Below are 24,961 nucleotides of genomic sequence, written 5' to 3'. Positions count from 1 at the left end.
ATGCGCCTGCTCAGGCGAGCAGTTCGACTTCCGACACCACCGCCTCACCGTCGAACACGAGGCGGTACTTCCCGTACGTACCCGGTGACCCCACGGAGAACGCCCGTGTCTGCCGGTCCCAGGCGAAGGACTGCCCGGAGCGCTCGTCGAGGGTCCGCCACGTGGTGCCGTCGTCCGACCCCTGGAGCTTCCAGCCGGACGGAGCCTTCGCCCGCTCGGCCGGTGACGTCAGGGTGTACTGCACGGCCTTGGTGCGCTCGGACACCGGCAGCTCGGGCGAGGTGACACTCGCCTGCGTCGCCGACGTGTTGTCGAACAGCGCACCGTCACCCTTCAGCACGTCCGTGCGGGGCGTAGGCACCTCGTCGTCCTCGGTGATCGACACCGGCGCGGCGTTCTTGCCGGTGCCCCACGAGGAGGGCCGCGGGCCCATGTCGAACTCCAGGACGCCGCCCTTCGCGATCAGCGAGTGGGGGAGCGAAGTCGACTTCCACGGGACGCCGTTGACCTTCAGGCCCTGCACGTACACATTGCGGGCGCTGTTCTTCGGTGCCTTGACGACGAGCTTGCGGCCGTTCTCCAGCCGGACCGTCGCCTTGGTGAACAGGGGCGACCCGATGGCGTACTCGCCACTGCCCATGACCAGCGGATAGAAGCCCAGCGCGGAGAACAGGAACCAGGCCGACTGCTCGCCGTTGTCCTCGTCGCCGTGGTAACCCTGCCCGATCTCGCTGCCGACGTACAGCCGGGACAGCACCTCACGGACGTTCTTCTGCGCCTTCCAGGGCTGCCCGGCCGCGTTGTACATGTAGTTCGCGTGGTGGGCGACCTGGTTGGAGTGGCCGTACATGCCCATTCGGACGTCCCGCGCCTCCGTCATCTCGTGGATGACACCGCCGTAGGAGCCGACGAAGTCGGGCGAGGCAGTCTCCGGGGTGGCGAAGTACTCGTCGAGCTTGTCCCCGAGGCCGCTACGGCCGCCGTAGAGGTTCGCGAGACCCCGGCTGTCCTGCGGGGCGGTGAAGGCGTAGCCCCACCCGTTCGTCTCCGTGTAGTCGTAGCCCCACACGCGCGGGTCGTACTTCGAGGACTCGACGCGCCAGTCGCCCTTCTCGTCACGGCCCTGGAAGAAGCCGGCCTTGGAGTCGAAGAGGTTGACGTAGTCCTGGGCGCGGTTGAGGAAGTACGCCGACTCCTCCTTGTAGCGCTTGTCGCCGGTCTTCTTGTACAGGGCCTGGCCCATCTTCGCGATGCCGTAGTCGTTGAGGTAGCCCTCCAGCGCCCACGACAGGCCCTCGTGCGTCTCGGTGCTCGTGTAGCCGAGGAAGGGCGAGGTCGCCATGCCCTTGCGGCCCACACCGGACGACGGGGGCACCACGGTCGCGTTCTTCACGGCCGCGTCGTACGCCGACTTCGCGTCGAAGTCCACGCCCTTGACGTACGCGTCCGCGAAGGCGACATCCGACGACGTGCCCGTCATGAGGTCCGCGTAGCCGGGGGAGGACCAGCGGGACGTCCAGCCGCCGTCCTTGTACTGCTGGACGAAGCCGTCGACCATCTCGCCCGCCTGGCTCGGCGTGAGGAGCGAGTACGCCGGCCAGGTCGTCCGGTAGGTGTCCCAGAAGCCGTTGTTGACGTACACCTTGCCGTCCACGATCTTCGCGCCGGTGTGCGTCGGGGTGTCCGGATTCGGCATCGGGGAGAACGGGGACGCGTACTGGTACTTCGAACCGACCTTCTCGAAGCCGGAGTTGGGGTACAGGTACAGCCGGTACAGGCTGGAGTACAGCGTGGTCAGCTGGTCCTGCGTGGCGCCCTCCACCTCGACCTTGCCGAGCAGCTTGTCCCACTGGCGCTGGGCGCGCGACTTCACCGTCTCGAAGGAGGCGCCGTCGACCTCCTGGCGCAGATTGTCCTTCGCCTGGTCGAGGCTGATCAGCGAGGTGGCCAGGCGGAGCGTGACGGTGCGGTCGTCCCCGGCGTCGAAGCGCAGCTGCCCCTTCACCCCGCTGGACGAGCCCTCGGTCACGGGCTTGTCGAACACGCCGTGGATGAAGAGGCGGGTGGCGCCCGTCGACAGCCCGGACTTCACGTCCGAGTAGCCCGTGACGATCCCGTTCTCCTTGTCGAGCGTGAGCCCCGCCTGGTCCGTCACGTTGTCGAAGAGGACGCTCGCGTCGTCGCCCGGGTAGGTGAAGCGCAGCACCGCCGCATGGTCGGTCGGCGCCATCTCCGCCTTCAGCCCGTTCTCGAACCGCACCCCGTAGTAGTACGGCCGCGCAGTCTCGTTCTCGTGCCGGAAGGCCAGCTCGCGCGCCTCACGCCCGGTGTCCGGGGTGCCGGCGGCGGCCGACGGCATCACCTGGAAGGTCTGCCGGTCACCCATCCAGGGACTGGGCTCATGGCTGGCGCTGAACGCCTGGATCGTCGGCAGGTTGTCGTCGTTGTTCGCGCGTGCGTAGTCGTACAGCCAGCTCAGCGAGCCCGCGTTCGTCACCGGCGTCCAGAAGTTGAAGCCGTGCGGGACGGCGGTCGCCGGGAAGTTGTTGCCGCGCGAGAAACCGCCGCTGGAGAGGGTGCCGCGGGTGGTGAGCGCGTAGTCCGACTTGTGGGCCTTCGGCTTCTCCGGTGCGACGGACTTCAGCGTGATGTCGTCCAGCCAGCCCCGGAACTTCGCCGGTCCCTTGGGGGAGTCGTACGCCACGAGTATCCGGTCGACCGTCCTGCCGGCCGCGACCGACCCGATGCGCGAGGCGACGGCGTTCCACTGGTTGACGTACAGCACCTTGGCCGCGCCCTGCCCGCGCGGGGAGAGCGGGAAGCCGTGCTGGTCGGTGGCGCCCAGGTCGCTGAGGTAGGTGCCGTCGGTGAAGGCCAGGTCGACCGAGACGTTGGTGGCGTCGTAGTCGCGGTCGCCGTCCGCCATCGACGGGAAGACGCGGTACGACAGCCGGGTGTCGCGGCCGACGGCCACGCTCACGTCGTAGACCTTGTTGTACGAGTACGCCCGCCCGTCCGCCGTGTGCCGGCCGGCGTAGCGCAGCGCCCGCTTGCCGGTGAAGCCGGCGCCCGCCTTCGCGGTCGGGGAGCCGCTCGGGCCGCGGTCGACGAGGGAGAGCATGTCCTGCGGGACCGGGCCGTCGCTGCCGCCCGTGGAGAACTGGACGTCGGCGAGCTGAAGGATGTCGGAGGCGCCGTTGTTCTGGGTGATTTCCAGCCGGAAGTGCTGGTATTCGGCCGGTTCCGAGAGGTCGTACGTCTTTGTCTGGAACCGTTCGGTGAACGTCTCGCCGGAGCGGGTGTCGAGGCTCTTCCAGTCCTTGCCGTCCGTGGACCCCTTCAGGGTCCAGTCCCGCGGGTCACGTTCGGCGTAGTCGTTGGCCGACGTAAGAGCGTATTTCGCGATTTTCATCGGTTTGTCGAGGTCGAACTCCACCCACCCGGTGGATTCGAAGACCAGCCACTTGCTGCTCGACTCCCCGTCGGAGAGGTTCTCCTTGACCTCGCCGCCGCCGGTGTTCTCGCCGCTGGCCCGGACGTCCGTGACGTGGTCGGTCACATTGCCCGGAATGCCGCTGCTGTAGCCGCCGTCGACGCCCGAGGCGCGCTTGCCGCCGTCCGGGGCGGTGTCGACGGTATTGAGCCAGTCGGGTGCCGGATCGCCTGCCTCGAACGAGGACGCGAAACTCCGGTCAGCCGTCGCGGGGGCCTCGGGCAGGGCGACCGCCACGCCCTGCGAGGCCACGGTCAGAGCAAAGGCGGTCGCCGACACGACCGCCGTACCCCATCTGTGCCGAGCTCTCTGCTGCTTCAACGGGTACCCTCCCTGCGCACGGGACAACGTTGTCAACTTCGCTGCGCAAGGATCAGTTGTGGCTCAAGTGCCGGGTATTGTCAAGGGTGTTGGGTGCGGCATACGAGGCCTATGTCGCGGATTATTCCGGGCAAGCCGCACACAGGCCACTCATATTTCCGCGAGGTCTCAACTCGGAAAAGACCATCGGCCAACCTTGCATTCGATCTTGCTCCGCTGGCGGGAAGTGGACTATACCTGTCGGCACTTCACATGATTCCGCACTTCCTGCACAACCCAGCGTGACCCGACCGCGGTGCCGGGGAGGATCCGGTTCACCGCCTGAGTCCTGGAGAAGGCGAGGACTTGAGCATGGGATCCACTTCCGCCGAGAACACCGAGAACAACGGCTCCGCAAGTGTGGGGCGCCGCGATCTGATCAGGCGGTCCGCCGCCCTCGGTCTGATCTCCGTACCGACGATGAGTTTCCTCTCCGCGTGTGCCACCGGCGGGGGCGGCAGCGACGAGGAGAGCAAGGCCCCGGGTGGCGCGAAGTCCGCCACCAACCCCCTCGGGGTGAAGCAGGGCACCGCGCTGGAGGCGTTCATCTTCAAGGGCGGCCTGGGTGACCAGTACGCCAAGGACGCCGAGGCCGACTACAAGTCGAAGTACAAGGCCGAGGTCAAGCACACCGGCACCCAGCAGGTCGGCCCGAAGCTGACCCCGCGCTTCGCCGGCGGCAACCCGCCGGACGTCATCGACAACTCCGGCGCCGACCACCTGGACATGAACAAGCTGTCCACTCAGGGCCAGCTCCAGGACCTGAAGGCGCTGCTCGACGCGCCCTCGCTGGACGACGCGAGCAAGAAGATCTCGGACGTCATCCACCCGAGCACCATCGAGAAGGGCAAGCACGGCGACACCTTCGACGTGCTCTACTACGCCTTCACCATCTATGGCACCTGGTACTCGCAGAAGGCCCTCGACGACAACGGCTGGCAGTACCCCAAGACCCTCGACGAGATGGTCAAGCTCTGCGGCGAGATCAAGAAGAAGGGCATCGCGCCCTGGACGTACGCCGGAAAGTATCCGTACTACGTCCACTTCAACCTGTTCGCGCAGATCGCGAAGATCGGTGGCATGGAGGGCTGGATCGCCATCGACAACCTGGAGCCCAACGCCTGGACCAGCAACGACGCGGTCAAGCAGGTCGTCGAGCACTACGAGGAGCTGGCCGCCAAGAAGTACTTCCTGGCGGGCAGCCAGGGCCTGACGCACATTCAGTCGCAGACCGCCTGGAACAAGGGCAAGGCCGTCTTCATCCCCAACGGCTCCTGGGTGGAGAACGAGGCCGCCCCGACCACGCCCAAGGATTTCGGGATGTCCGTCGGCGCCCTCTTCGACGGCTCCGCCGGCGACAAGCTGCCGAACGGCACCCTGCGCGCCGAGCCCAGCGAGCCGTACATCGTGTCCGCCAAGGGCAAGAACCCGGCCGGCGGCATGGAGCTGCTGCGCATCATGCTCTCCAAGAAGCACGCGCAGAACTTCGCCACCAAGGTCAAGTCGCTCACCTGTGTGGTCGACGCGACCGAGGGCATGACTCTCTCGCCGGGCCTCGCCTCGGCGAGCAAGGCGTTCAAGGGCGCCGGCGACAACATCATCAGCCTCCAGCTCCAGGAGTGGTACCCCTCGCTCACCGACGAGAAGATCGGCGGTCTCACCGGCCAGCTGCTCACCGGTGAACTGAAGGCTGCCGACTGGATCAAGAAGGCGCAGGGATATGCCGACGCCGTGGCGAAGGACGATTCCGTGAAGAAGTTCAAGCGCGAGAAGTAAGAGTCCGGTCCGGCACAACGGCGCTCGAAGGGGAAGGGGCCGGGAAGCACCATGCAACACGGCAAATACCGATTCATCGTGGGCTTCCTGGCCCTGCCCGTCATCGTGTATGCGATCTTTGTGATCTCGCCGTTCGTCCAGGCGTTCCAGATCTCGCTGACCGACTGGTCGGGCCTGGTCGGCACGGCGAAGTTCGTCGGCCTCGAGAACTTCGAAAAGCTCTGGCACAACGAGGACTTCTGGAACGCGCTGTGGCACAACGTCTACATGCTGATCGCGGTGCCCATCGTGACGCTGGGACTCGGCCTGTTCTTCGCCTTCATGCTGAATGTCGGCGGAAAGCGCCGTAAGAACGAAGTCATCACCGGTGTCGCGGGTTCGAAGTTCTACCGTTTCGTCTTCTTCTTCCCGCAGGTCATTTCCATCACCATCATCGCCGTCATCTGGTTCAACATCTACAACCCGGACCCGCAGGACGGCATGCTCAACTCCCTGCTGGGCGCGGTCGGTCTGGACGGCTGGCAGAACGCCTGGCTGGGCGAGAAGAGCCTCGCCCTGCTGTGCATCATGGCGGTGATGATCTGGTCCCACGTCGGCTTCTACGTCGTGCTGTTCTCGGCGGCGATGGCCTCCATCCCACGGGACATCTACGAGGCGGCGCTGCTCGACGGCGCGGGCCGCTTCCACACCTTCTTCAGGATCACCCTGCCGCTGCTGTGGGACACCGTGCAGACCGGCTGGGTGTACATGGGCATCATCGCCCTGGACGGCTTCGCCCTGGTGCAGATCATGTCGGTCAACATGGGCGGCCCCGACGGCGCCACGGACGTCATGCCGCTGCGCCTGTATCTGACGGCGTTCCGCGACAGCCAGTTCGGCTACGCGTCTGCGATGGGCGTCGCGATGCTCATCGTCACCATGACGTTCGCAGTGCTCACCCTGCGCTTCGCGCGGCGTGAGCGGATCGAGTTCTAGGGGTACGGGGCGATGACGACCGACACGAACACCGGCACGGTCACCAAGACGGACGAGGCGGACCGGCCGAGCGTCACCAAGAAGCTCGGCGCGACCGACGGCCGCAGCTCCCAGGGCGGCATCCTGCACGTCTTCTCGCACGGCATGCTCGTCCTGTGGGCGCTGATGGTCGGCGTGCCGCTGCTGTGGGTGCTGTGGAGCTCCTTCAAGACCAGCAACGGCATCCTCTCCGACCCGTGGGGGCTGCCGACCTCGTTGCACTTCGAGAACTGGGCCAACGCCTGGAACAAGGCGAACATGGGCCAGTACTTCCTCAACACCGCCATCGTGGTGGGCGGTTCGGTGGTCGGCACCATGGTGCTGGGCTCGATGGCCGCCTATGTGCTGGCCCGCTTCACCTTCCCGGGCAACCGGTTCATCTACTTCATGTTCGTGGCCGGCATGTCCTTCCCGGTCTTCATGCTGGTCATCCCGCTGTTCTTCGTGCTGCGGGACTTCCCCGGCAGCTCGCTGCTGGCGACGTACCACGGGCTGATCCTCGTCTACATCGCCTATTCGCTGCCGTTCACGGTCTTCTTCATGACCGCGTTCTTCCGCACCCTGCCGACCTCGGTCGCGGAGGCCGCACTGATCGACGGGGCGTCGCACACGCGAACGTTCTTCCAGGTGATGGTGCCGATGGCCAAGCCGGGTCTGATCAGCATCGGCATCTTCAACTTCCTGGGGCAGTGGAACCAGTACCTGCTGCCGATGGTCCTCAACCAGAACGAGGACAAGTACGTGCTCACCCAGGGCCTGGCGATGATCGCCCTGCAGCAGGGCTACGAGAACGACTGGGGCGCCCTGATGGCCGGCATGATGATCGCGATGCTGCCGGTGCTGATCGTCTACTTCATCTTCCAACGACAGGTGCAGGCGGGCCTGACGGCCGGTGCGCTGAAGTAAACGCTCTCTGTTGGCCCCACCGTAAGCACCACGTCACCCCACGTCACACGTGAGCCGTCCCACACCGGGGCGGCTTACGCGCGCGTGTGCACATTCCCGGATCCGGTTCAACCTCTTGACGGGAGGCAACCCGAACGGCTCAGCTTAGAGTTCACTAGTTGGACACGGACGGGGCCTCATCGAAGCGGTCCCGCGCGCAGGAGGTCGTCGTGGAGACTCCGGGGTCGCAGTCGTCGCTGCACCGAGCCAACCTGGAGCGGGTCGTCCGGGCCGTCCGGCTTGCCGGATCGCTCACCCAGGCGGAGATCGCCAGGACCACGGGTCTGTCGGCGGCGACGGTCTCCAACATCGTCCGGGAGCTCAAGGACGGCGGCACGGTCGAGGTCACGCCCACCTCGGCGGGTGGCCGACGGGCCCGCAGCGTCTCCCTGAGCGGGGACGCCGGGATCGTCATAGGGGTCGACTTCGGGCACACCCATTTGCGCGTCGCGGTCGGGAACCTCGCCCACCAGGTGCTGGCCGAGGAGGCCGAGCCGCTGGATGTCGACGCCTCCTCGACGCAGGGCTTCGACCGGGCCGAGGAGCTGGTCAACCGGCTGATCGCGGCGACCGGCGTCGACCGGTCCAAGATCGCCGGAGTCGGCCTCGGCGTGCCCGGCCCGATCGACGTCGAGTCCGGCACCCTCGGCTCGACCGCCATCCTGCCCGGCTGGACCGGCACCAAGCCCGCCGAGGAACTGCGCGGCCGGCTCGGCGTGCCCGTGCACGTGGACAACGACGCCAACCTGGGCGCCCTGGGCGAGCTGGTCTGGGGCAGCGGGCGGGGCGTGCGGGACCTGGCGTACATCAAGGTCGCCAGCGGTGTCGGCGCCGGCCTCGTGATCAGCGGCAAGATCTACCGGGGCCCGGGCGGCACAGCGGGAGAAATCGGGCATATTACTCTGGACGAATCCGGCCCGGTCTGCCGCTGCGGAAACCGGGGCTGCCTGGAGACCTTCGCGGCCGCGCGCTATGTGCTTCCGCTGCTCCAGTCCAGCCACGGCACCGACCTCACCATGGAGGGCGTCGTGCGGCTGGCCAGGGACGGAGACCCGGGCTGCCGTCGCGTGATCGCCGACGTCGGCCGCCACATCGGCAGTGGAGTCGCGAATCTCTGCAACCTCCTGAACCCGAGCCGCGTGGTCCTCGGCGGTGATCTCGCCGAGGCCGGTGAGCTGGTCCTCGGGCCCATCCGGGAGTCTGTCGGCCGCTACGCCATTCCCAGCGCGGCGCGCCAACTGTCCGTTCTCCCCGGGGCACTTGGCGGTCGTGCGGAAGTGCTGGGAGCCCTCGCGCTCGCGCTCAGCGAGATGGGGGATTCAACCCTTTTGGACAGCACGCTGCACGCGGCCACGCCTGCCTTCACTTAGAGAACGTATGGCACCGTTGCCAACCCGTTAAGGATTTACTTCTTGACGTCGCACGTGTGGCCGAGTTGACTTCCAGCCACCTCGGCCGCAACGTCGCGGCCTCGTCAGGGAGGTTTCTGAAGTGAACACGCGTATGCGTCGTGCCGCCGTTGCCATTGCCGCAGGTGCGATGGCCGTCTCGCTGGCTGCCTGTGGCAGCGCCGAGGAAGCCGGTGGCGACAACGACTCGACCGCCTCCGCCGCCAAGGGCAATGACATCAAGGTCGGTCTCCTGCTCCCGGAGAACCAGACCGCGCGCTACGAGAAGTTCGACCGGCCGCTGATCGAGGAAAAGATCAAGGAGCTGACGGACGGCAAGGCGAAGATCGACTACAACAACGCCAAGCAGGACGCCAACCTGCAGGCCCAGCAGGTCGACACCATGATCACCAACAAGGTGGACGTCCTCATCCTGGACGCCGTCGACGCCAAGGCGATCAAGAACTCCGTGCAGAAGGCCGTCGACGCCGGCATCAAGGTCGTCGCCTACGACCGTCTGGCCGAGGGCCCGATCAGCGCCTACACCTCGTTCGACAACGTGTCCGTCGGCAAGACCCAGGGCGAGGCCCTGCTGAAGGCGCTGGGTGACAAGGCGACCAAGGACTCCAAGGTCGTCATGATCAACGGCTCGGTCACCGACCCGAACGCCGCGCAGTTCAAGGAAGGCGCCCACGCCGCGCTCGACGGCAAGGTCACCATCGCCAAGGAGTACGACACCAAGGAGTGGAAGCCGGAGAACGCCAACTCCGAGATGGAGGCGGCGATCTCGGCGGTCGGCAAGAACAACATCGCCGGCGTCTACTCCGCCAACGACGGCATGGCCGGCGGTATCATCACCGCGCTCAAGGCCGCGGGCATCAGCGTCCCGGTCACCGGTCAGGACGCCGAGCTGGCCGCCGTGCAGCGCATCGTCACCGGCGAGCAGTACATGAGCGTCTACAAGCCGTACGCCCCCGAGGCCACCGCCGCCGCCGAGATGGCCGTCGCGCTCGCCCAGGGCAAGTCGCTCGACTCCATCGCCAAGGACAAGGTCGACAGCGGCAGCGAGAAGGGCATCCCGTCGGTGCTCGTGCCCGTCACCTCGCTGACGAAGGACAACATCAACGACACCGTCATCAAGGACGGCGTCTACACGGTCGACGAGATCTGCACCGGCAAGTACAAGGCCGCTTGCGACAAGGCCGGCGTCACCGGCTGAGCCGTATCGGCGAAAGCAGACTCAGGCCCCTTTCAGATGCGGGAATTCACCCTTGAATTCCCGCACGGGGCACGACTGCTCCAGACTCCTCCGGCGCCCCGCGCATCATTCAGCCCCGCAAGCTCGGCGCGGGGCGCCGGACGGAACCCCCGCGGGTATCCCCCGCCCACCCACCCTGCATTTCTCTGCACAACCCTTCCGCCGGGTCAGGCGGCGAAGGAGATGGTTCACGTGTCCGCTACGCCCGTGCTGGCGTTGCGCGGGGTCTCCAAGCGGTTCGGTGCCGTTCAGGCGCTCACCGACGTAGAGCTTGAGGTCCACGCCGGTGAAGTGGTCGCCCTGGTGGGCGACAACGGCGCCGGAAAGTCCACGCTGGTCAAGACGATCGCCGGCGTGCACCCCATCGATGAGGGCGTCATCGAGTGGGACGGCAAGTCCGTCCAGATCAACCGGCCGCACGACGCCCAGAGCCTGGGCATCGCGACGGTCTACCAGGACCTCGCGCTGTGCGACAACATCGACGTCGTCGGCAACCTGTACCTGGGCCGTGAGGTCCGCAAATGGGGCGTCCTCGACGAGGTCGAGATGGAGCGCCGCTCGCTGGAGCTGCTCCAGACGCTGTCGATCCGCATCCCCAGCGTGCGTATCCCGATCGCCTCGCTCTCCGGCGGTCAGCGCCAGACCGTGGCCATCGCGCGCTCCATGCTCGGCGAGCCCAAGCTGGTCATCCTCGACGAGCCCACCGCCGCCCTCGGCGTCGAGCAGACCGCCCAGGTCCTCGACCTGGTCGAGCGGCTGCGTGAGCGCGGGCACGCCGTGATCCTCATCAGCCACAACATGGCCGATGTCAAGGCCGTCGCGGACAAGGTCGCCGTGCTGCGGCTCGGCCGCAACAACGGCGTCTTCGAGGTCAAGACGACCTCGCAGGAGGAGATCATCTCCGCCATCACCGGCGCCACCGAGAACGCCGTGACCCGCCGTGCGGCGCGCACGAACGGGGAGGCTTCCAAGTGAGCATCGACAAGACCTCCACGACGTCGCAGGACCACGAGGTCCTCAACACCGAGGCCGCCGCGGCCGCGGTGACCGCCGTCGACCCCCGCCTGCTCGTGCAGGAGCAGGGTCTGGCCGGCTACCTCACCGAGTTCCGGCGCAAGCTGAAGGCCGGTGAGCTGGGCTCCCTGCCGGTCATCCTCGGCCTGGTCGCCATCTGCGTGATCTTCCAGAGCCTGAACTCGGCCTTCCTGTCCGCGCAGAACATCAGCGACATCACCGTCACGATGGTCGGCACGGGCATGATCTCCGTCGGCATCGTCTTCGTGCTGCTGCTCGGCGAGATCGACCTGTCCGTCGGCTCGGTCAGCGGCGCGTCCAGCGCCATCGCGGCCGTCCTCGCGGTGAACCAGGGCTGGCCCGAATGGGCGGCCGTGCTCATCGCCGTCGCGGCGGGTGCCGTCATCGGCGCGGCACACGGCTTCTTCTTCGCGGTGCTCGGCGCTCCCGCGTTCGCCGTCACGCTGGCCGGTCTGCTGTTCTGGCTCGGCTTCATGCTCCAGACACTGGGCGAGAACGGCACGATCAACCTCGACAGCGACGGTCTGATCGGCAAGCTGACGACGTACTTCTTCACGGACGTGGCGGCCGCGTACGGCCTGGCGGCCGTGGTGACCGCGGTGTTCTTCATCACCTCGTTCCTGGGCAACCGCCGCCGTCAGGCCGCGGGCATCCCGTTCCGCCCGATGAGCGACACGATCATGCGGACGGCGCTGCTGGGCATCGTCTCCTTCGCCGCGGCGGTCATGTACAACCAGTACAAGGGCCTGCCGCTGGCCACGGTGATCTTCCTGGTGTTCCTGGTGGGCACGGACTTCCTGCTGCGGCGTACCTCGTACGGCCGAAAGGTCTTCGCCCTCGGTGGCAGCGTCGAGGCCTCGCGTCGTGCGGGTATCAACGTCACCATGGTGCGGATCACCGTGTTCGCGATCTCGGGTGGGTTCGCCGCGATCGGTGGCCTGTTCCTGGCCTCGAAGATCGCCTCCGCCAACCAGAGCGCCGGTACCGGTGACCTGCTGATGAACGCCATCGCGGCGGCCGTCATCGGTGGTACGTCCCTGTTCGGTGGACGTGGCCGCACCTGGAACGCGCTGCTCGGTGTGCTGGTGATCGTCTCGATCCAGTACGGCCTGCAGCTGGAGTCCATCGCCGAGCCGGTGAAGTACATGATCACCGCCGGTGTTCTGCTCACCACGGTCGTGATCGACTCGATCACCCGTAAGACGCAGAAGACCGCGGGTCGCGCATAGCTCCCTCGCGCAAGGCCCTGTGCCCGGCACCAATGGCGGTGCCGGGCACAGTCATGTCGTAGGAACGGCACAAATTGGGTACAGCCGATCGCATGACCCACGACGGGTGGGCCGGGAACCTTCCGCCTGAGCGGAACATTAGACTCGACAAGCCCGGCAACAGCTCTACTGCAAGGAGGCACGGGTGCCGCTGCTGACCCGCATCACGGGACCGCGCGATCTGGACCGGCTCAGCCCTGAGCAGCTGGACCAGCTGGCCGAGGAGATCCGGACCTTCCTCGTCGAGGCGGTTTCCAAGACCGGCGGCCACCTCGGCCCCAACCTCGGTGTGGTGGAGCTGACCATCGCCCTGCACCGGGTCTTCGACTCGCCCAAGGACAAGGTGCTCTGGGACACCGGCCACCAGTCCTACGTCCACAAGCTGCTCACCGGCCGTCAGGACTTCAGCCGGCTGAAGATGAAGGGCGGCCTGTCGGGCTACCCCTCGCAGGCCGAGTCCGAGCACGACGTCATCGAGAACAGCCACGCGTCCACGGTCCTCGGCTGGGCCGACGGCCTCGCCAAAGCCAACCAGCTGCGCAAACGCGACGACCACGTCGTCGCCGTCATCGGAGACGGCGCGCTGACCGGCGGTATGGCCTGGGAGGCGCTGAACAACATCGCCGAGGCCAAGGACCGCCCGCTCGTCATCGTCGTCAACGACAACGAGCGGTCGTACGCGCCCACCATCGGCGGTCTCGCCAACCACCTCGCGACGCTGCGGACGACGGACGGGTACGAGCGTTTCCTCACCCGGACCAAGGAGATCCTCGACCGCACGCCGGTCGTCGGAAGGCCCCTCTACGAGACCCTGCACGGCGCCAAGAAGGGCCTCAAGGACTTCATCGCGCCGCAGGGCATGTTCGAGGACCTCGGGCTGAAGTACGTCGGGCCGATCGACGGACACGACATCGAGGCGCTGGAGTCGGCCCTGGCGCGCGCCAAGCGCTTCGGCGGCCCGGTCATCGTGCACTGCCTCACCGAGAAGGGCCGTGGCTACCAGCCGGCCCTTCAGGACGAGGCCGACCGCTTCCACGGCATCGGTCCCATCCACCCCGACACCGGCCTGCCCGTCAAGGCCTCGGGCGCCGACTGGACGTCGGTCTTCGGCGACGAGATGGTCCAGCTCGGCAAGGAGCGCGAGGACATCGTCGCCATCACGGCCGCGATGCTGCAGCCCGTCGGCCTCAAGAAGTTCGCGGACGCCTTCCCGGACCGCATCTACGACGTCGGCATCGCCGAGCAGCACGGTGCCGTGTCCGCGGCGGGCCTGGCCACGGGCGGCGTCCACCCCGTCTTCGCCGTCTACGCCACCTTCCTCAACCGCGCCTTCGACCAGGTCCTCATGGACGTCGCGCTGCACAAGTGCGGGGTCACCTTCGTGCTCGACCGGGCCGGCGTGACCGGCACCGACGGCGCCTCCCACAACGGCATGTGGGACATGTCGATCCTTCAGGTCGTGCCCGGCCTCAGGCTCGCCGCCCCGCGCGACGCCGACCAGGTGCGCGCGCAGCTGCGCGAGGCCGTCCAGGTCAAGGACGCGCCGACCGTGGTCCGTTTCTCCAAGGGCGCCGTCGGCCCCGCCGTCCCCGCCGTCGGCCGCGTCGGCGGCATGGACGTGCTGCGCGAGCCCGGCACCGACACCCCGGACGTGCTGCTCGTCTCCGTCGGCGCCCTCGCGCCGATGTGCCTGGAGATCGCCGGTCTGCTCGACAAGCAGGGCATCACCACCACCGTCGTCGACCCGCGCTGGGTCAAGCCCGTCGACGAGGCCATGGCCCCGCTCGCCGAGCGGCACCGCGTGGTCGTCACCGTCGAGGACAACTCCCGTGTCGGCGGCGTCGGCTCGGCGGTCGCCCAGGCACTGCGCGACGCGGGCGTCGACGTCCCGCTGCGTGACTTCGGCATCCCGCCGCGCTTCCTCGACCACGCCTCCCGCGCCGAGGTCATGACCGAGATCGGCCTCACCGCGCCCGACATCGCCCGCCAGGTCACCGGGCTGGTCTCCAAGCTGGACGGCCGGTTCGACCGCACGGCGGCCGACGTCGACTCGGTGGAGCCCGCCCGGGACTGACAACACCGGTACGGCCGGATGGGCCGGTTCCGCCACTCGTGTCGGTGGCGGAACCGGCCCATCTGTGTGAATCCCCCCGCGCCGGGGCAGGCGTACCACGCCCCCTCTCGATCATGTCGAGGACGACAAGTGTGGGAGGTACGACCGTGAGCAGCACACTCTTCCGGACGAAGAGAGTAGAGCAGTCCATCCTCGATACCGAGGAGCCAGAGCACGCGCTCAAGAAGTCCTTGTCCGCGCTGGATCTGACCGTCTTCGGCGTCGGTGTCATCATCGGCACCGGCATCTTCGTCCTGACCGGCACCGTCGCCAAGGACAACGCCGGGCCCGCGGTGGCCCTGGCGTTCGTCGTGTCCGGCGTCGTCTGCGCGCTGGCCGCGCTCTGCTATGCCGAGTTCGCGTCCACGCTCCCGGTCGCCGGGTCGGCGTACACGTTCTCGTACGCCTCCCTCGGTGAACTGCCCGCCTGGATCATCGGCTGGGACCTGGTCCTGGAGTTCGCGCTCGGGACGGCGGTGGTGGCCGTCGGCTGGTCCGGCTACATCCAGTCGCTCATGGACAACGCGGGCTGGACGATGCCCGACGCCCTCGGCAGCCGGGAGGGCGCCGACGCCTTCGGCTTCGACATCCTCGCCGCCGCGCTCGTCCTCGTCCTGACCTTCATCCTCGTCCTCGGCATGAAGCTGTCCGCGCGGATCACGTCCCTGGTCGTCGCCATCAAGCTGGCCGTCGTCCTGACCGTGATCATCGCCGGCGCGTTCCTGATCGACGCCGACAACTACGACCCGTTCATCCCGAAGACCCAGACGGTGGACGCCGCCAGCAATCTCGACGCCCCGCTGATTCAGCTCATGTTCGGCTGGGCCCCGTCCAACTTCGGCGTGATGGGCATCTTCACCGCCGCGTCCGTCGTGTTCTTCGCCTTCATCGGCTTCGACGTCGTGGCCACGGCGGCCGAGGAGACCAAGAACCCGCAGCGCGACATGCCGCGCGGCATCATCGGCTCACTCGTGATCTGCACCACGCTGTACGTCCTCGTGTCGATCGTCGTCACGGGCATGCAGCACTACACCCGGCTGTCCGTGGACGCCCCGCTCGCCGACGCGTTCAAGGACACCGGGCATCCCTGGTACGCGGGCTTCATCAGCTTCGGCGCCGCGGTCGGCCTGACGACGGTCTGCATGATCCTGCTCCTCGGTCAGACCCGTGTCTTCTTCGCGATGAGCCGGGACGGACTGCTGCCCCGCTTCTTCTCGCACGTCCACCCCCGCTTCAGGACGCCGCACCGGCCGACGATCCTGCTCGGCGTGATCATCGCGGTCCTGGCCGGCTTCACCCCGCTGACCGAACTCGCCGCCCTGGTGAACATCGGCACGCTGTTCGCCTTCGTGGTCGTGGCGATCGGCGTGATCATCCTCCGCAAGACCCGCCCCGACCTGCACCGGTCCTTCCGCACCCCGTGGGTGCCCTTCCTCCCGATCCTGTCGGTGTTGGCCTCGCTGTGGCTGATGATCAACCTGCCTGCCGAGACATGGGTCCGGTTCGCCATCTGGATGGCCATCGGCTCGGTCGTGTACTTCCTCTACGGCCGCTCCCACAGCCGCCTCGGGCGGCACGAGGAGACGACCCTGTCCGAGGTGGAGAAGGGACAGCCCGGGGACACCGCGTAGGCGGAACCGACGCTGCAAGGGCCGCGTACGGCAGCCGGCTACGGCCGGACCGTGCGCGGCCCTGCCACGTCCGCCCCCAACTCGGACACCCGCCGCCGCAGTTCCCGATCCGCGGTCACCACCAGGCAGGGCCGTCCGTCCGCCCGCGCGACCAGCTCGACCATGTGGTCGTCGCCGCTCCCGGCAGCGGACTCCACCCGCACCCCCGGCACGCTCTCCACGCCCCGGGCGGCCCCCTCGACCACGAGCACGATCTCAACGGGCCCCGCACGCCCCGGCACTCCGTCCGCCGCCAGCCGGTCCCGCAGCCGCTCCGCGGCCCCCCGCCGGTCCCGCCACCATCCGTCGGGCACCGACCCGACGACGTTCGCGGCGTCGACGATCACGAGCAGTGGCACGTCGTCGGGCAGGGAGCCGTCTTCAGCCGGGGGGACGTCGTCAGTCGGGGGGACGTCGGCAGTCATGGGGCAAGGGTCGCACGGCTCACCCCGGGGCCTTGTCCTCCTCGAAGTCCTCCGCGAAGCTCGCGAAGTAGGCCGCCGCCATGTCCTCGTCCCCATGCCCCTGTGCATCGGCCCGTTCGAACCGTTCCGCGCTCGCCGCGGCCACATCCAGGCGTACGCCGTGCCGCTCGCCCGCCGCCACGATGAGCCGCGCGTCCTTCGCCGCCGTGGTCACCGCGAACTGGGCCGGGGTCAGCCCGCCGTTCAGCACCAGGCCCGTCTTGGCCCGCAGATAGCCCATGTCGAGCGGACCCCCGTCGATCACCTCGAAGAACCGCTGTGGATCCACATCGAGGGCCTTGGACAGCGCCAGCACCTCACTGGCCGCGTTCGTCACCGCGAGCACCCAGCTGTTGGCGACCAGCTTCAGCCGTGTCGCAGTGCCGGCCGCGCCGTCCTCGCCGGTCCATACCGTACGGGCGCCGACGGCGTCGAACACCGGCGTCACCGTCTCGCGCCCCTTGACGGGCCCGGCCGCCAGCACGGTGAGCTGACCGGCCTCGGCCGGCTGGCGGGTGCCGAGCACCGGGGCGTCGTAGAAGACCAGGCCGTGCTCGCGGGCGAAGGCGGCCAGGTCGGCGATCCCCTCGATGCCGGCGGTCGTCGACTGCATCCAGACGGCACCGGAGCGCAGTGCGGGCGCCGCGTCCCGCATGACGTCCAGCGTCGCGGGACCGTCGTACAGCATGGTCAGGACGACGTCGGCGTCCCGGACCGCCTCGGCGGGGGTGTCGGTGACGAGGGCGCCGTCGGCGGCCAGGGGCTCGGCCTTGGGGCGGGTGCGGTTCCAGGCGCGGACGGTGTGCCCCGCCTTGACCAGGTTGCGGGCCATTGCGGCGCCCATGATTCCGGTGCCCAGGACGCTCACGGTGAGCTTGTCGGTCATGACGTCGACTTCCTGTTCTCGTGCGGACGTTGCTGTGATCCAGCTTGCCCGGGGTCGGGGCACGCCGTCCGCATGCCCCCGAATAGAGTGAACCGGTGAACGGCGACTGGCTCATCCGCGGCCGCGACGGCCGCCTCAGCGTCTATCTGCCGACCGACGACGCCGTCCTGTGCCGGGCGGAACTCGGACCCGGCGGCCCCTGGGAACCCGCGCGTCGGCTCGGCGGCGAGCAGAAGCTGCGCCCCGGCCCCGCGGTCGGCCAGGGCGCCGACCGCTACGCCCATCTGGCCGCCTGGCGTCCCACCAAGCCGGGCGAGGCGGGCCTGGTGCACTCCACGCACTTCCGCCCGCGCCTCGCGGCCCTGGACTGGATCCCCATCGGCCACCCGAACCGGACCGGCGACCGCACGGGCATGCCCGCCGTCACGGTCGACGCGCAAGGGCGGTGCCATGTCTTCGTCCGCAACAAGGGGGGCGGAGTGAGCATGCTCGGGCAGAAGGCGGTCGGCGGCTGGGGCCCGTGGCGTGACCTCAAGGGGCGTGAGGTCGACGAGCGGCTGGCCGCCGTGACGGGGGAGTCCGGGCTCGTCGAGCTGTACGCGGCAGTCCCCGGAGCCATCCTGCACTGGCGGCAGGAGAGTCCGGGCGCCGTCCCGGTCCTGGAGGAGGCGATGGAGACCCCGGTACGCCCGGGCACGCTCCGCGCCCTCGCGACCTCCGCCGAGCACACCACCCTCTTCTACGCGGACGACTCCGGCGACCTGTGCGCCTGGCGCCCCGGCACCAAGCCGGTCACCCTGCTTGCGTCCGCGGGCCCCGGCGCGGTCTCCGTGATCCGCTGCGAACTCGACGGCCACGACTGCACGTTGCTCGCCCAGCGCTCGGCGAGCGGGCGTGTGGCTTTCGCCGCGTATCCGACGGAGCAGGAGTCGGCGGGGGCGTGGTGGACGGAGTCCGGACCGCAGCTCGCGGCGGACGCGGTGGTGGCGCTGGCGCTGGACGAGGACGAGCGGGTGGTGGCGGCCACGATGTCCCCGTCGACCGGGCAGCTGCTGATCACCCGACGCAAGGAGGAGCCGGGGCTGGCGCTGGAGGCCTGGCGAGAGGTCTGACTCCCCGGGAGGTCCGACCCGCCGCCCACGCGAACGACCCCCCACCCACACGCAAGGCCTTCCACCCGCGCGAAAGGGCCCCTGCCGGAGCAGGGGCCCTTACTGGCGTACGAGTCGTGCTACGCCGGAACCGACGCCACGCCCGGCGCCAGGAACTTCTTGCCGTTCACGCGCTCGGAGACACCCTCGCGGTCCAGGTACGGCGTGATGCCGCCCAGGTGGAAGGGCCACCCGGCGCCCGTGATCAGGCACAGGTCGATGTCCTGGGCCTCGGCGACGACGCCCTCGTCGAGCATGAGCCCGATCTCCTGGGCGACGGCGTCGAGGACGCGCTCGCGGACCTGCTCCTCGGTGAGGACGGAGTCGCCCTGCTTCAGCAGCGCGGCGACCTCCGGGTCCAGCTCCGGCTTCCCGCTGTCGTACACGTAGAAGCCGCGCTTGCCCGCCTTGACGACGGCCGCGAGGTTCGGGGAGACCGTGAAGCGGTCGGGGAAGGACCGGTTGAGGGTCTCGGAGACGTGCAGACCGATCGCGGGACCGACCAGCTCCAGCAGCACCAGCGGGGACATCGGCAGACCGAGCGGCTCGATGGCCTTCTCGGCGACCTCGACCGGGGTGCCCTCGTCGATGACGTTCTGGATCTCGCCCATGAAGCGGGTGAGGATGCGGTTCACGACGAACGCCGGGGCGTCCTTCGTCAGGACCGCGGTCTTCTTCAGCTTCTTGGCGACGGCGAAGGCCGTGGCCAGGGAGGCGTCGTCCGTCTTCTCGCCGCGGACGATCTCGAGCAGAGGCAGGACCGCGACCGGGTTGAAGAAGTGGAAGCCGACGACCCGCTCGGGGTTCTTCAGCTTCGACGCCATCTCGGAGACCGAGAGCGACGAGGTGTTGGTGGCGAAGATCGCGTGCGCCGGGGCGACCGCCTCGACCTCCGCGAACACCTGCTGCTTGACGCCGATCTCCTCGAACACGGCCTCAATGATGAAGTCCGCGTCCGCGAAGCCCTCGGCCTTGTCCAGCACACCGCTGACCAGGGCCTTGAGACGGTTGGCCTTGTCCTGGTTGATACGGCCCTTGCCGAGCAGCTTCTCGATCTCGGCGTGGACGTAGCCCACACCCTTGTCGACGCGCTCCTGGTCGATGTCGGTCAGCACGACCGGCACCTCCAGACGGCGCAGGAAGAGCAGGGCGAGCTGCGAGGCCATCAGACCGGCGCCAACGACGCCGACCTTGGTGACCGGGCGCGCCAGGTTCTTGTCCGGGGCGCCGGCCGGGCGCTTGCCGCGCTTCTGCACCAGGTTGAAGGCGTAGATGCCGGAGCGCAGTTCGCCACCCATGATCAGGTCGGCGAGCGCCTTGTCCTCGGCGTCGTAGCCCTGCTGGAGGTCGCCGTTCTTGGCGGCGGCGATGATGTCGAGGGCGCGGTAGGCGGCCGGAGCGGCCCCGTGCACCTTGGAGTCCGCGATGAAACGGCCCTTGGCGACGGCCTGGTCCCAAGCCTCACCGCGGTCGATCACCGGACGCTCGACCTCGACGTCGCCCTTCACGACCTGGGCGGTCCAGATCAGCGACTGCTCCAGGAAGTCGGCGCCCTCGAAGATGGCGTCGGCGATGCCCAGGTCGAAGACCTGCCGGCCCTTGAGCTGCTTGTTCTGGTTGAGGCTGTTCTCGATGATCACCGAGACGGCCTTCTCGGCGCCGATCAGGTTCGGCAGGATCGTGCAGCCGCCCCAGCCGGGGACCAGGCCGAGGAAGACCTCGGGGAGCGAGAAGGCCGGGAGCGCCTTGGAGACGGTCCGGTACTGGCAGTGCAGACCGACCTCGACGCCACCGCCCATCGCGGCGCCGTTGTAGTACGCGAAGGTCGGGACGGCGATGCCGGCGAGGCGCTTGAAGACCTCGTGGCCGCCCTTGCCGATGGCGAGCGCGTCCTTGTGCTCCTTGAGTAGCTCGACGCCCTTGAGGTCGGCGCCGACGGCGAAGATGAACGGCTTGCCGGTGATGCCGACGCCGACGATGTCGCCGGCCGCGGCCTCCGCCTCGACCTGGTCGATGGCGGTGTCGAGGTTGGCCAGCGACTGCGGGCCGAAGGTGGTCGGCTTGGTGTGGTCGAAGCCGTTGTCCAGCGTGATCAGGGCGAAGCGCCCGGCGCCGAACGGCAGGTCGAGGTGGCGTACGTGCGCGGACGTCACGACCTCGTCGGGGAACAGCTCGGCCGCTCCCTTGAGAAGCTCAGCGGTGCTCACTTGTCGCCTCCGGCGTCCTTGTGGTGCGGGTTCTCCCAGATCACCGTGGCGCCCATGCCGAAGCCGACGCACATGGTGGTGAGGCCGTAGCGGACCTCCGGCTGCTCCTCGAACTGGCGGGCCAGCTGCGTCATCAGACGGACGCCGGAGGAGGCGAGCGGGTGGCCGTAGGCGATGGCGCCGCCGTACTGGTTGACGCGCGCGTCGTCGTCGGCGATGCCGTAGTGCTCCAGGAACGCGAGCACCTGGACGGCGAAGGCCTCGTTGATCTCGAAGAGGTTGATGTCCTCGATCGACAGGCCGGCCTTGGCGAGGGCCTTCTCGGTCGCCGGGATCGGGCCGTAGCCCATGACCTCGGGCTCGACGCCCGCGAAGGCGTACGAGACCAGGCGCATCTTCACCGGGAGGTTGTTCTCGCGGGCGAAGTCCTCGGACGCGATGATCGAGGCGGTGGCGCCGTCGTTCAGACCGGCCGCGTTACCGGCGGTGACCCGGCCGTGGACGCGGAACGGCGTCTTGAGGCCGGACAGGCTCTCCAGGGTCGTACCCGGACGCATCGGCTCGTCGGCGGTGACCAGGCCCCAGCCCGTCTCACCGGCCTCGGCGTTGGTCCGGCGCACGGAGACCGGCACCAGGTCCTGCTGGATCTTGCCGTTGGCGTACGCCTTGGCGGCCTTCTCCTGCGAACGCACCGCGTACTCGTCGGCGCGCTGCTTGGTGATCGTCGGGTAGCGGTCGTGCAGGTTCTCGGCGGTCATGCCCATGAACAGCGCCGACTCGTCGACCAGCTTCTCGCTGACGAAGCGCGGGTTGGGGTCCACGCCCTCGCCCATCGGGTGGCGGCCCATGTGCTCGACACCACCGGCGATGACGGCGTCGTAGGCACCGAAGGCGATCGAACCGGCGACGGACGTCACGGCGGTCAGGGCGCCGGCGCACATGCGGTCGATGGAGTAGCCGGGCACCGACTGCGGGAGGCCCGCGAGGATGCCGGCCGTGCGGCCGAGGGTGAGGCCCTGGTCACCGATCTGCGTGGTCGCGGCGATGGCGACCTCGTCGATCTCCTTCGGGTCGAGACCGGGGTTGCGGCGCAGCAGCTCCCGGATCGCCTTCACGACGAGGTCGTCGGCGCGGGTCTCGTGGTAGATGCCCTTCGGGCCCGCCTTGCCGAACGGGGTGCGGACGCCGTCGACGAAGACGACGTCCCTGACGGTACGAGGCACGATGGCTCTCCTCCAGAGGTGCGGGATCTGCACTGCTGCGCTGCGCAAGCGCTGAGCGCGCGCTCAGGCTCATGCTACTTATGAGTAACGTAGCTGCACAGTCCTGGAGGGTGGAGCGGCGAAGGTCACATCCCGGGGCGGGTGCCGAGGTTCAATTCCAGGGGGTGCCGTCGCCCCCTCGGAGTCAGTACCGGCCTGTGTCATCGCCCCCTACGAGGCGGCCCCGCCTGGACGGCGCAGGCGCTGAGGATCTTGGCGTGATCTCGACGTCGCTGTTCCGCTTCAAGGGCCCGCTCGGCGCCCATGGGGAAGCGATCTCGGCAGGAGCGGTGCTGGTGATCCTGCCGAGGCTGATCGTCTTCCGGCGAGGCGCCGCTAGGCGGACAAGGCGGCAACCAACACCGGCGTGACCTGTTCGACCTGCCAGGCCCGAGCCCCGTAACCGGCCAGCGCCTCCGCGACCGACTCGGCGTCGGCGACCTTCGGCGGCTCCCAGCAGACCCGGCGAACGGTGTCCGGAGTGATCAGGTTCTCCTGCGGCATGTTGAGCTGCTCGGCCAGCGCGGACACGGCGGCCCGAGCCGCAGAGAGCCGAGCTGCGGCAGCAGGGTCCTTGTCGGCCCAGGCACGGGGCGGCGGCGGCCCCGTAACGGGCTGCCCCGGCGCCGGCAACTGCGACTCGGTCAGAGCCTTCGCACGATCGACGGCGGCCTGCCACTGCTCCAGCTGCCGCCGCCCCATGCGATGCCCGAACCCGTTCAGCGCGGTGAGGGCGTGCACATTGCCCGGCAGGGAAAGCGCGGCCTCCACGATGGCCGCGTCCGACAGCACCTTGCCCGGCGACACGTCCCGCTTCTGGGCGATACGGTCACGCGTCTCCCACAACTCCCGCACGACGCCCAGCTGCCGACGCCGCCGCACCTTGTGCATCCCGGACGTCCGCCGCCACGGATCCTTGCGCGGCTCCGCAGGGGGCGCGGTCGCGATCGCCTCGAACTCCTGCCGCGCCCACTCCAGCTTCCCCTGCCGGTCCAGCTCCTTCTCCAGCGCGTCGCGCAGATCCACGAGGAGCTCGACATCCAGCGCGGCGTACCGCAGCCACGGCTCGGGCAGCGGCCGCGTCGACCAGTCGACGGCCGAGTGACCCTTCTCCAGGACGAACCCGAGCACGCCCTCGACCATCGCACCGAGGCCGACTCTCGGGAAACCGGCGAGCCGCCCGGCCAGCTCGGTGTCGAAGAGCAGGGTCGGCACCATGCCTATCTCGCGCAGACAGGGCAGATCCTGGGTGGCCGCGTGCAGCACCCACTCGACGCCGGACAGCGCCTCGCCGAGTCCCGACAGATCGGGACAGGCCACGGGGTCGATCAGCGCCGACCCCGCGCCCGCGCGGCGTAGCTGCACGAGATAGGCGCGCTGGCCGTATCGGTACCCGGACGCGCGTTCGGCGTCGACGGCCACGGGGCCGGAGCCGGCGCCGAAGGCGGCGATCACTTCAGCGAGCGCGGCCTCGTCGGCGATCACGGGCGGAATGCCCTCTCGGGGCTCCAGCAAAGGGATCGGCGCCTCCGTAACAGAAGACCCGTTGTCTTCCGGAGGGGCGCCTCCGGTGGTTCGCAGTGAACTGTCTGCTGCGGTCTCTTGGGCGTCGGTCACATGTCAAGGGTATCTGTGTATGGACAGCGCCCGCCGACGGAACGTTCCGTCGGCGGGCGCCTGAGGGTCGTAAACCAGTCAGCCACGTGAAGGTTCCGGTCCACGACAGATGAGGGACGCGGGCGGGATCAGCGGCCGATCCCGTTCACGTCAGTGAATGATCAAGCGTTCATGGATTCAGTGGATGATGCCCGTCCGCAGGGCCACGGCGACCATTCCGGCGCGGTCACCGGTGCCGAGCTTGCGGGCGATGCGGGCGAGGTGGCTCTTGACGGTCAGGGCGGACAGGCCCATCGAGACGCCGATCGCCTTGTTCGACTGGCCCTCCGCCACCAGTCGCAGCACCTCGACCTCGCGACCGGACAGCTCGCGGTAGCCGCCCGGGTGGCTCGGGGCGCCCGGGTGGCGACGGTGCATACGGGCGGCGGCGGCGCCGATGGGGGCGGCACCGGGCCGGGTGGGGAGCCCGACGTTGGTGCGGGTGCCGGTGACGACGTAACCCTTCACGCCGCCGGCGAGGGCGTTGCGAACGGCGCCGATGTCGTCGGCGGCGGAGAGGGCGAGGCCGTTGGGCCAACCCGCGGCGCGGGTCTCGGACAGGAGGGTGAGGCCGGATCCGTCGGGCAGGTGGACGTCGGCGACGCAGATGTCGCGGGGGTTGCCGATGCGGGGACGAGCCTCCGCGATGGACGAGGCCTCGATGACGTCGCGTACGCCGAGCGCCCAGAGATGACGGGTGACGGTGGAGCGGACGCGGGGATCGGCCACGACCACCATGGCGGTCGGCTTGTTCGGGCGGTAGGCGACCAGGCTTGCGGGCTGCTCAAGGAGAACGGACACCAGGCCTCCTGGGTGCGGGGACGGCTTTCAAGGTCACAGTCGTCTTCGGCACCAAACCCGTGGCCCTTTAGAGAAAGATCACGATTTAGTGAGTAACAATCGGGGCAATTCAGACACACGGTCGATCGACTGGCGCGGAAATCGGCTCGATCAAGGACGGTTCCTGACCGAAAGTGGCCGTATCGACAAAGTGACGGTCAAGTCGGTGGCGGTC

At 68.5% G+C, this 24,961-nt stretch carries 17 protein-coding genes; 10 read left to right on the top strand and 7 right to left on the bottom strand.

All coding sequences use genetic code 11. The features are described 5' to 3' along the window. Positions 1 to 10: 10 nt before the first annotated feature. Positions 11 to 3,751 (bottom strand): GH92 family glycosyl hydrolase, encoded by a 3,741-nt coding sequence (locus OG331_RS14515; RefSeq protein ID WP_406210031.1) that lies wholly within the window; start codon positions 3,749 to 3,751, stop codon positions 11 to 13. A gap of 414 nt (positions 3,752 to 4,165) precedes the next feature. Here OG331_RS14515 and ngcE point away from each other — a divergent pair, with 414 nt between their 5' ends. The 9 genes from ngcE to OG331_RS14470 all read left to right on the top strand — a co-directional run bounded on the left by ngcE (position 4,166) and on the right by OG331_RS14470 (position 16,281). Further along, a complete protein-coding gene (ngcE, locus tag OG331_RS14510; protein ID WP_406195963.1) occupies positions 4,166 to 5,629 on the top strand; it encodes an N-acetylglucosamine/diacetylchitobiose ABC transporter substrate-binding protein in 1,464 nt (487 codons plus the stop codon). Between the two features lie 51 nt (positions 5,630 to 5,680). Next, complete coding sequence (locus OG331_RS14505; protein ID WP_406195961.1) at positions 5,681 to 6,604, top strand: carbohydrate ABC transporter permease; 924 nt, start codon at positions 5,681 to 5,683, stop codon at positions 6,602 to 6,604. 12 nt (positions 6,605 to 6,616) lie between these two features. Continuing rightward, positions 6,617 to 7,549 carry a carbohydrate ABC transporter permease gene (locus OG331_RS14500; protein ID WP_406195959.1) on the top strand — a complete coding sequence of 311 codons (933 nt, stop codon included), beginning with the start codon at positions 6,617 to 6,619 and terminating at the stop codon, positions 7,547 to 7,549. 209 nt (positions 7,550 to 7,758) lie between these two features. Continuing rightward, positions 7,759 to 8,958, top strand: coding sequence for an ROK family transcriptional regulator (locus OG331_RS14495; RefSeq protein WP_328878579.1), 1,200 nt, complete (start codon positions 7,759 to 7,761; stop codon positions 8,956 to 8,958). A 133-nt stretch (positions 8,959 to 9,091) separates the two neighbouring features. Then, the gene (locus OG331_RS14490; protein ID WP_406210028.1) at positions 9,092 to 10,195 is read left to right on the top strand and encodes a substrate-binding domain-containing protein; all 1,104 of its coding nucleotides are present in this window, start codon (positions 9,092 to 9,094) and stop codon (positions 10,193 to 10,195) included. Positions 10,196 to 10,417: 222 nt separating this feature from the next. Further along, on the top strand, positions 10,418 to 11,209 hold the full coding sequence (locus OG331_RS14485) for an ATP-binding cassette domain-containing protein (protein WP_406195957.1): 792 nt from the start codon (positions 10,418 to 10,420) through the stop codon (positions 11,207 to 11,209). Next, positions 11,206 to 12,498, top strand: a complete 1,293-nt coding sequence (locus OG331_RS14480; protein ID WP_406195954.1) for a sugar ABC transporter permease — start codon at positions 11,206 to 11,208, stop codon at positions 12,496 to 12,498. The genes OG331_RS14485 and OG331_RS14480 overlap by 4 nt, the downstream gene beginning before the upstream one ends. Positions 12,499 to 12,682: 184 nt before the next feature. After that, entirely contained in the window at positions 12,683 to 14,611 is a 1,929-nt protein-coding gene (dxs, locus tag OG331_RS14475; protein ID WP_406195952.1) for a 1-deoxy-D-xylulose-5-phosphate synthase, read from the top strand. A gap of 146 nt (positions 14,612 to 14,757) precedes the next feature. Continuing rightward, a complete protein-coding gene (locus OG331_RS14470; protein WP_406195949.1) occupies positions 14,758 to 16,281 on the top strand; it encodes an amino acid permease in 1,524 nt (507 codons plus the stop codon). Positions 16,282 to 16,319: 38 nt separating this feature from the next. Here OG331_RS14470 and OG331_RS14465 read toward each other — a convergent pair whose 3' ends face one another. Then, positions 16,320 to 16,691 (bottom strand): NTP pyrophosphohydrolase, encoded by a 372-nt coding sequence (locus OG331_RS14465; protein WP_406210025.1) that lies wholly within the window; start codon positions 16,689 to 16,691, stop codon positions 16,320 to 16,322. A 73-nt stretch (positions 16,692 to 16,764) separates the two neighbouring features. Further along, complete coding sequence (locus OG331_RS14460) at positions 16,765 to 17,670, bottom strand: NAD(P)-dependent oxidoreductase (protein ID WP_406195946.1); 906 nt, start codon at positions 17,668 to 17,670, stop codon at positions 16,765 to 16,767. Between the two features lie 95 nt (positions 17,671 to 17,765). On the opposite strand from OG331_RS14460, the gene OG331_RS14455 reads away from it, so the two are divergent. Next, complete coding sequence (locus OG331_RS14455; protein WP_406195943.1) at positions 17,766 to 18,782, top strand: hypothetical protein; 1,017 nt, start codon at positions 17,766 to 17,768, stop codon at positions 18,780 to 18,782. Between the two features lie 119 nt (positions 18,783 to 18,901). Here OG331_RS14455 and OG331_RS14450 read toward each other — a convergent pair whose 3' ends face one another. The 4 genes from OG331_RS14450 to OG331_RS14435 all read right to left on the bottom strand — a co-directional run bounded on the left by OG331_RS14450 (position 18,902) and on the right by OG331_RS14435 (position 24,747). After that, positions 18,902 to 21,028, bottom strand: coding sequence for a 3-hydroxyacyl-CoA dehydrogenase NAD-binding domain-containing protein (locus tag OG331_RS14450; RefSeq protein WP_406195941.1), 2,127 nt, complete (start codon positions 21,026 to 21,028; stop codon positions 18,902 to 18,904). After that, complete coding sequence (locus OG331_RS14445; RefSeq protein WP_362386778.1) at positions 21,025 to 22,251, bottom strand: acetyl-CoA C-acyltransferase; 1,227 nt, start codon at positions 22,249 to 22,251, stop codon at positions 21,025 to 21,027. The genes OG331_RS14450 and OG331_RS14445 overlap by 4 nt, the downstream gene beginning before the upstream one ends. 375 nt (positions 22,252 to 22,626) lie before the next feature. Further along, a complete protein-coding gene (locus OG331_RS14440) occupies positions 22,627 to 23,907 on the bottom strand; it encodes an HRDC domain-containing protein (protein ID WP_406195938.1) in 1,281 nt (426 codons plus the stop codon). Between the two features lie 177 nt (positions 23,908 to 24,084). Continuing rightward, positions 24,085 to 24,747 carry a response regulator transcription factor gene (locus tag OG331_RS14435; protein ID WP_003997051.1) on the bottom strand — a complete coding sequence of 221 codons (663 nt, stop codon included), beginning with the start codon at positions 24,745 to 24,747 and terminating at the stop codon, positions 24,085 to 24,087. Positions 24,748 to 24,961 lie beyond the last annotated feature (214 nt).

Origin of the sequence: Streptomyces sp. NBC_01017 (genome assembly GCF_045162795.1) — a bacterium.
In the GTDB taxonomy this organism is placed as follows: domain Bacteria; phylum Actinomycetota; class Actinomycetes; order Streptomycetales; family Streptomycetaceae; genus Streptomyces; species Streptomyces machairae.
This window is presented reverse-complemented; position numbering and strand designations above follow the sequence as displayed.

What these genes read in the sequence shown, in the direction of transcription:
- OG331_RS14505 (WP_406195961.1), top strand. Translation starts at nt 5,681, where the DNA reads ATGCAACACGGCAAATACCGATTCATCGTGGGCTTCCTGGCCCTGCCC.
- OG331_RS14500 (WP_406195959.1), top strand. Translation starts at nt 6,617, where the DNA reads ATGACGACCGACACGAACACCGGCACGGTCACCAAGACGGACGAGGCG.
- OG331_RS14485 (WP_406195957.1), top strand. Translation starts at nt 10,418, where the DNA reads ATGGTTCACGTGTCCGCTACGCCCGTGCTGGCGTTGCGCGGGGTCTCC.
- ngcE (WP_406195963.1), top strand. Translation starts at nt 4,166, where the DNA reads ATGGGATCCACTTCCGCCGAGAACACCGAGAACAACGGCTCCGCAAGT.
- OG331_RS14490 (WP_406210028.1), top strand. Translation starts at nt 9,092, where the DNA reads ATGCGTCGTGCCGCCGTTGCCATTGCCGCAGGTGCGATGGCCGTCTCG.
- OG331_RS14460 (WP_406195946.1), bottom strand. Translation starts at nt 17,670, where the DNA reads ATGACCGACAAGCTCACCGTGAGCGTCCTGGGCACCGGAATCATGGGC.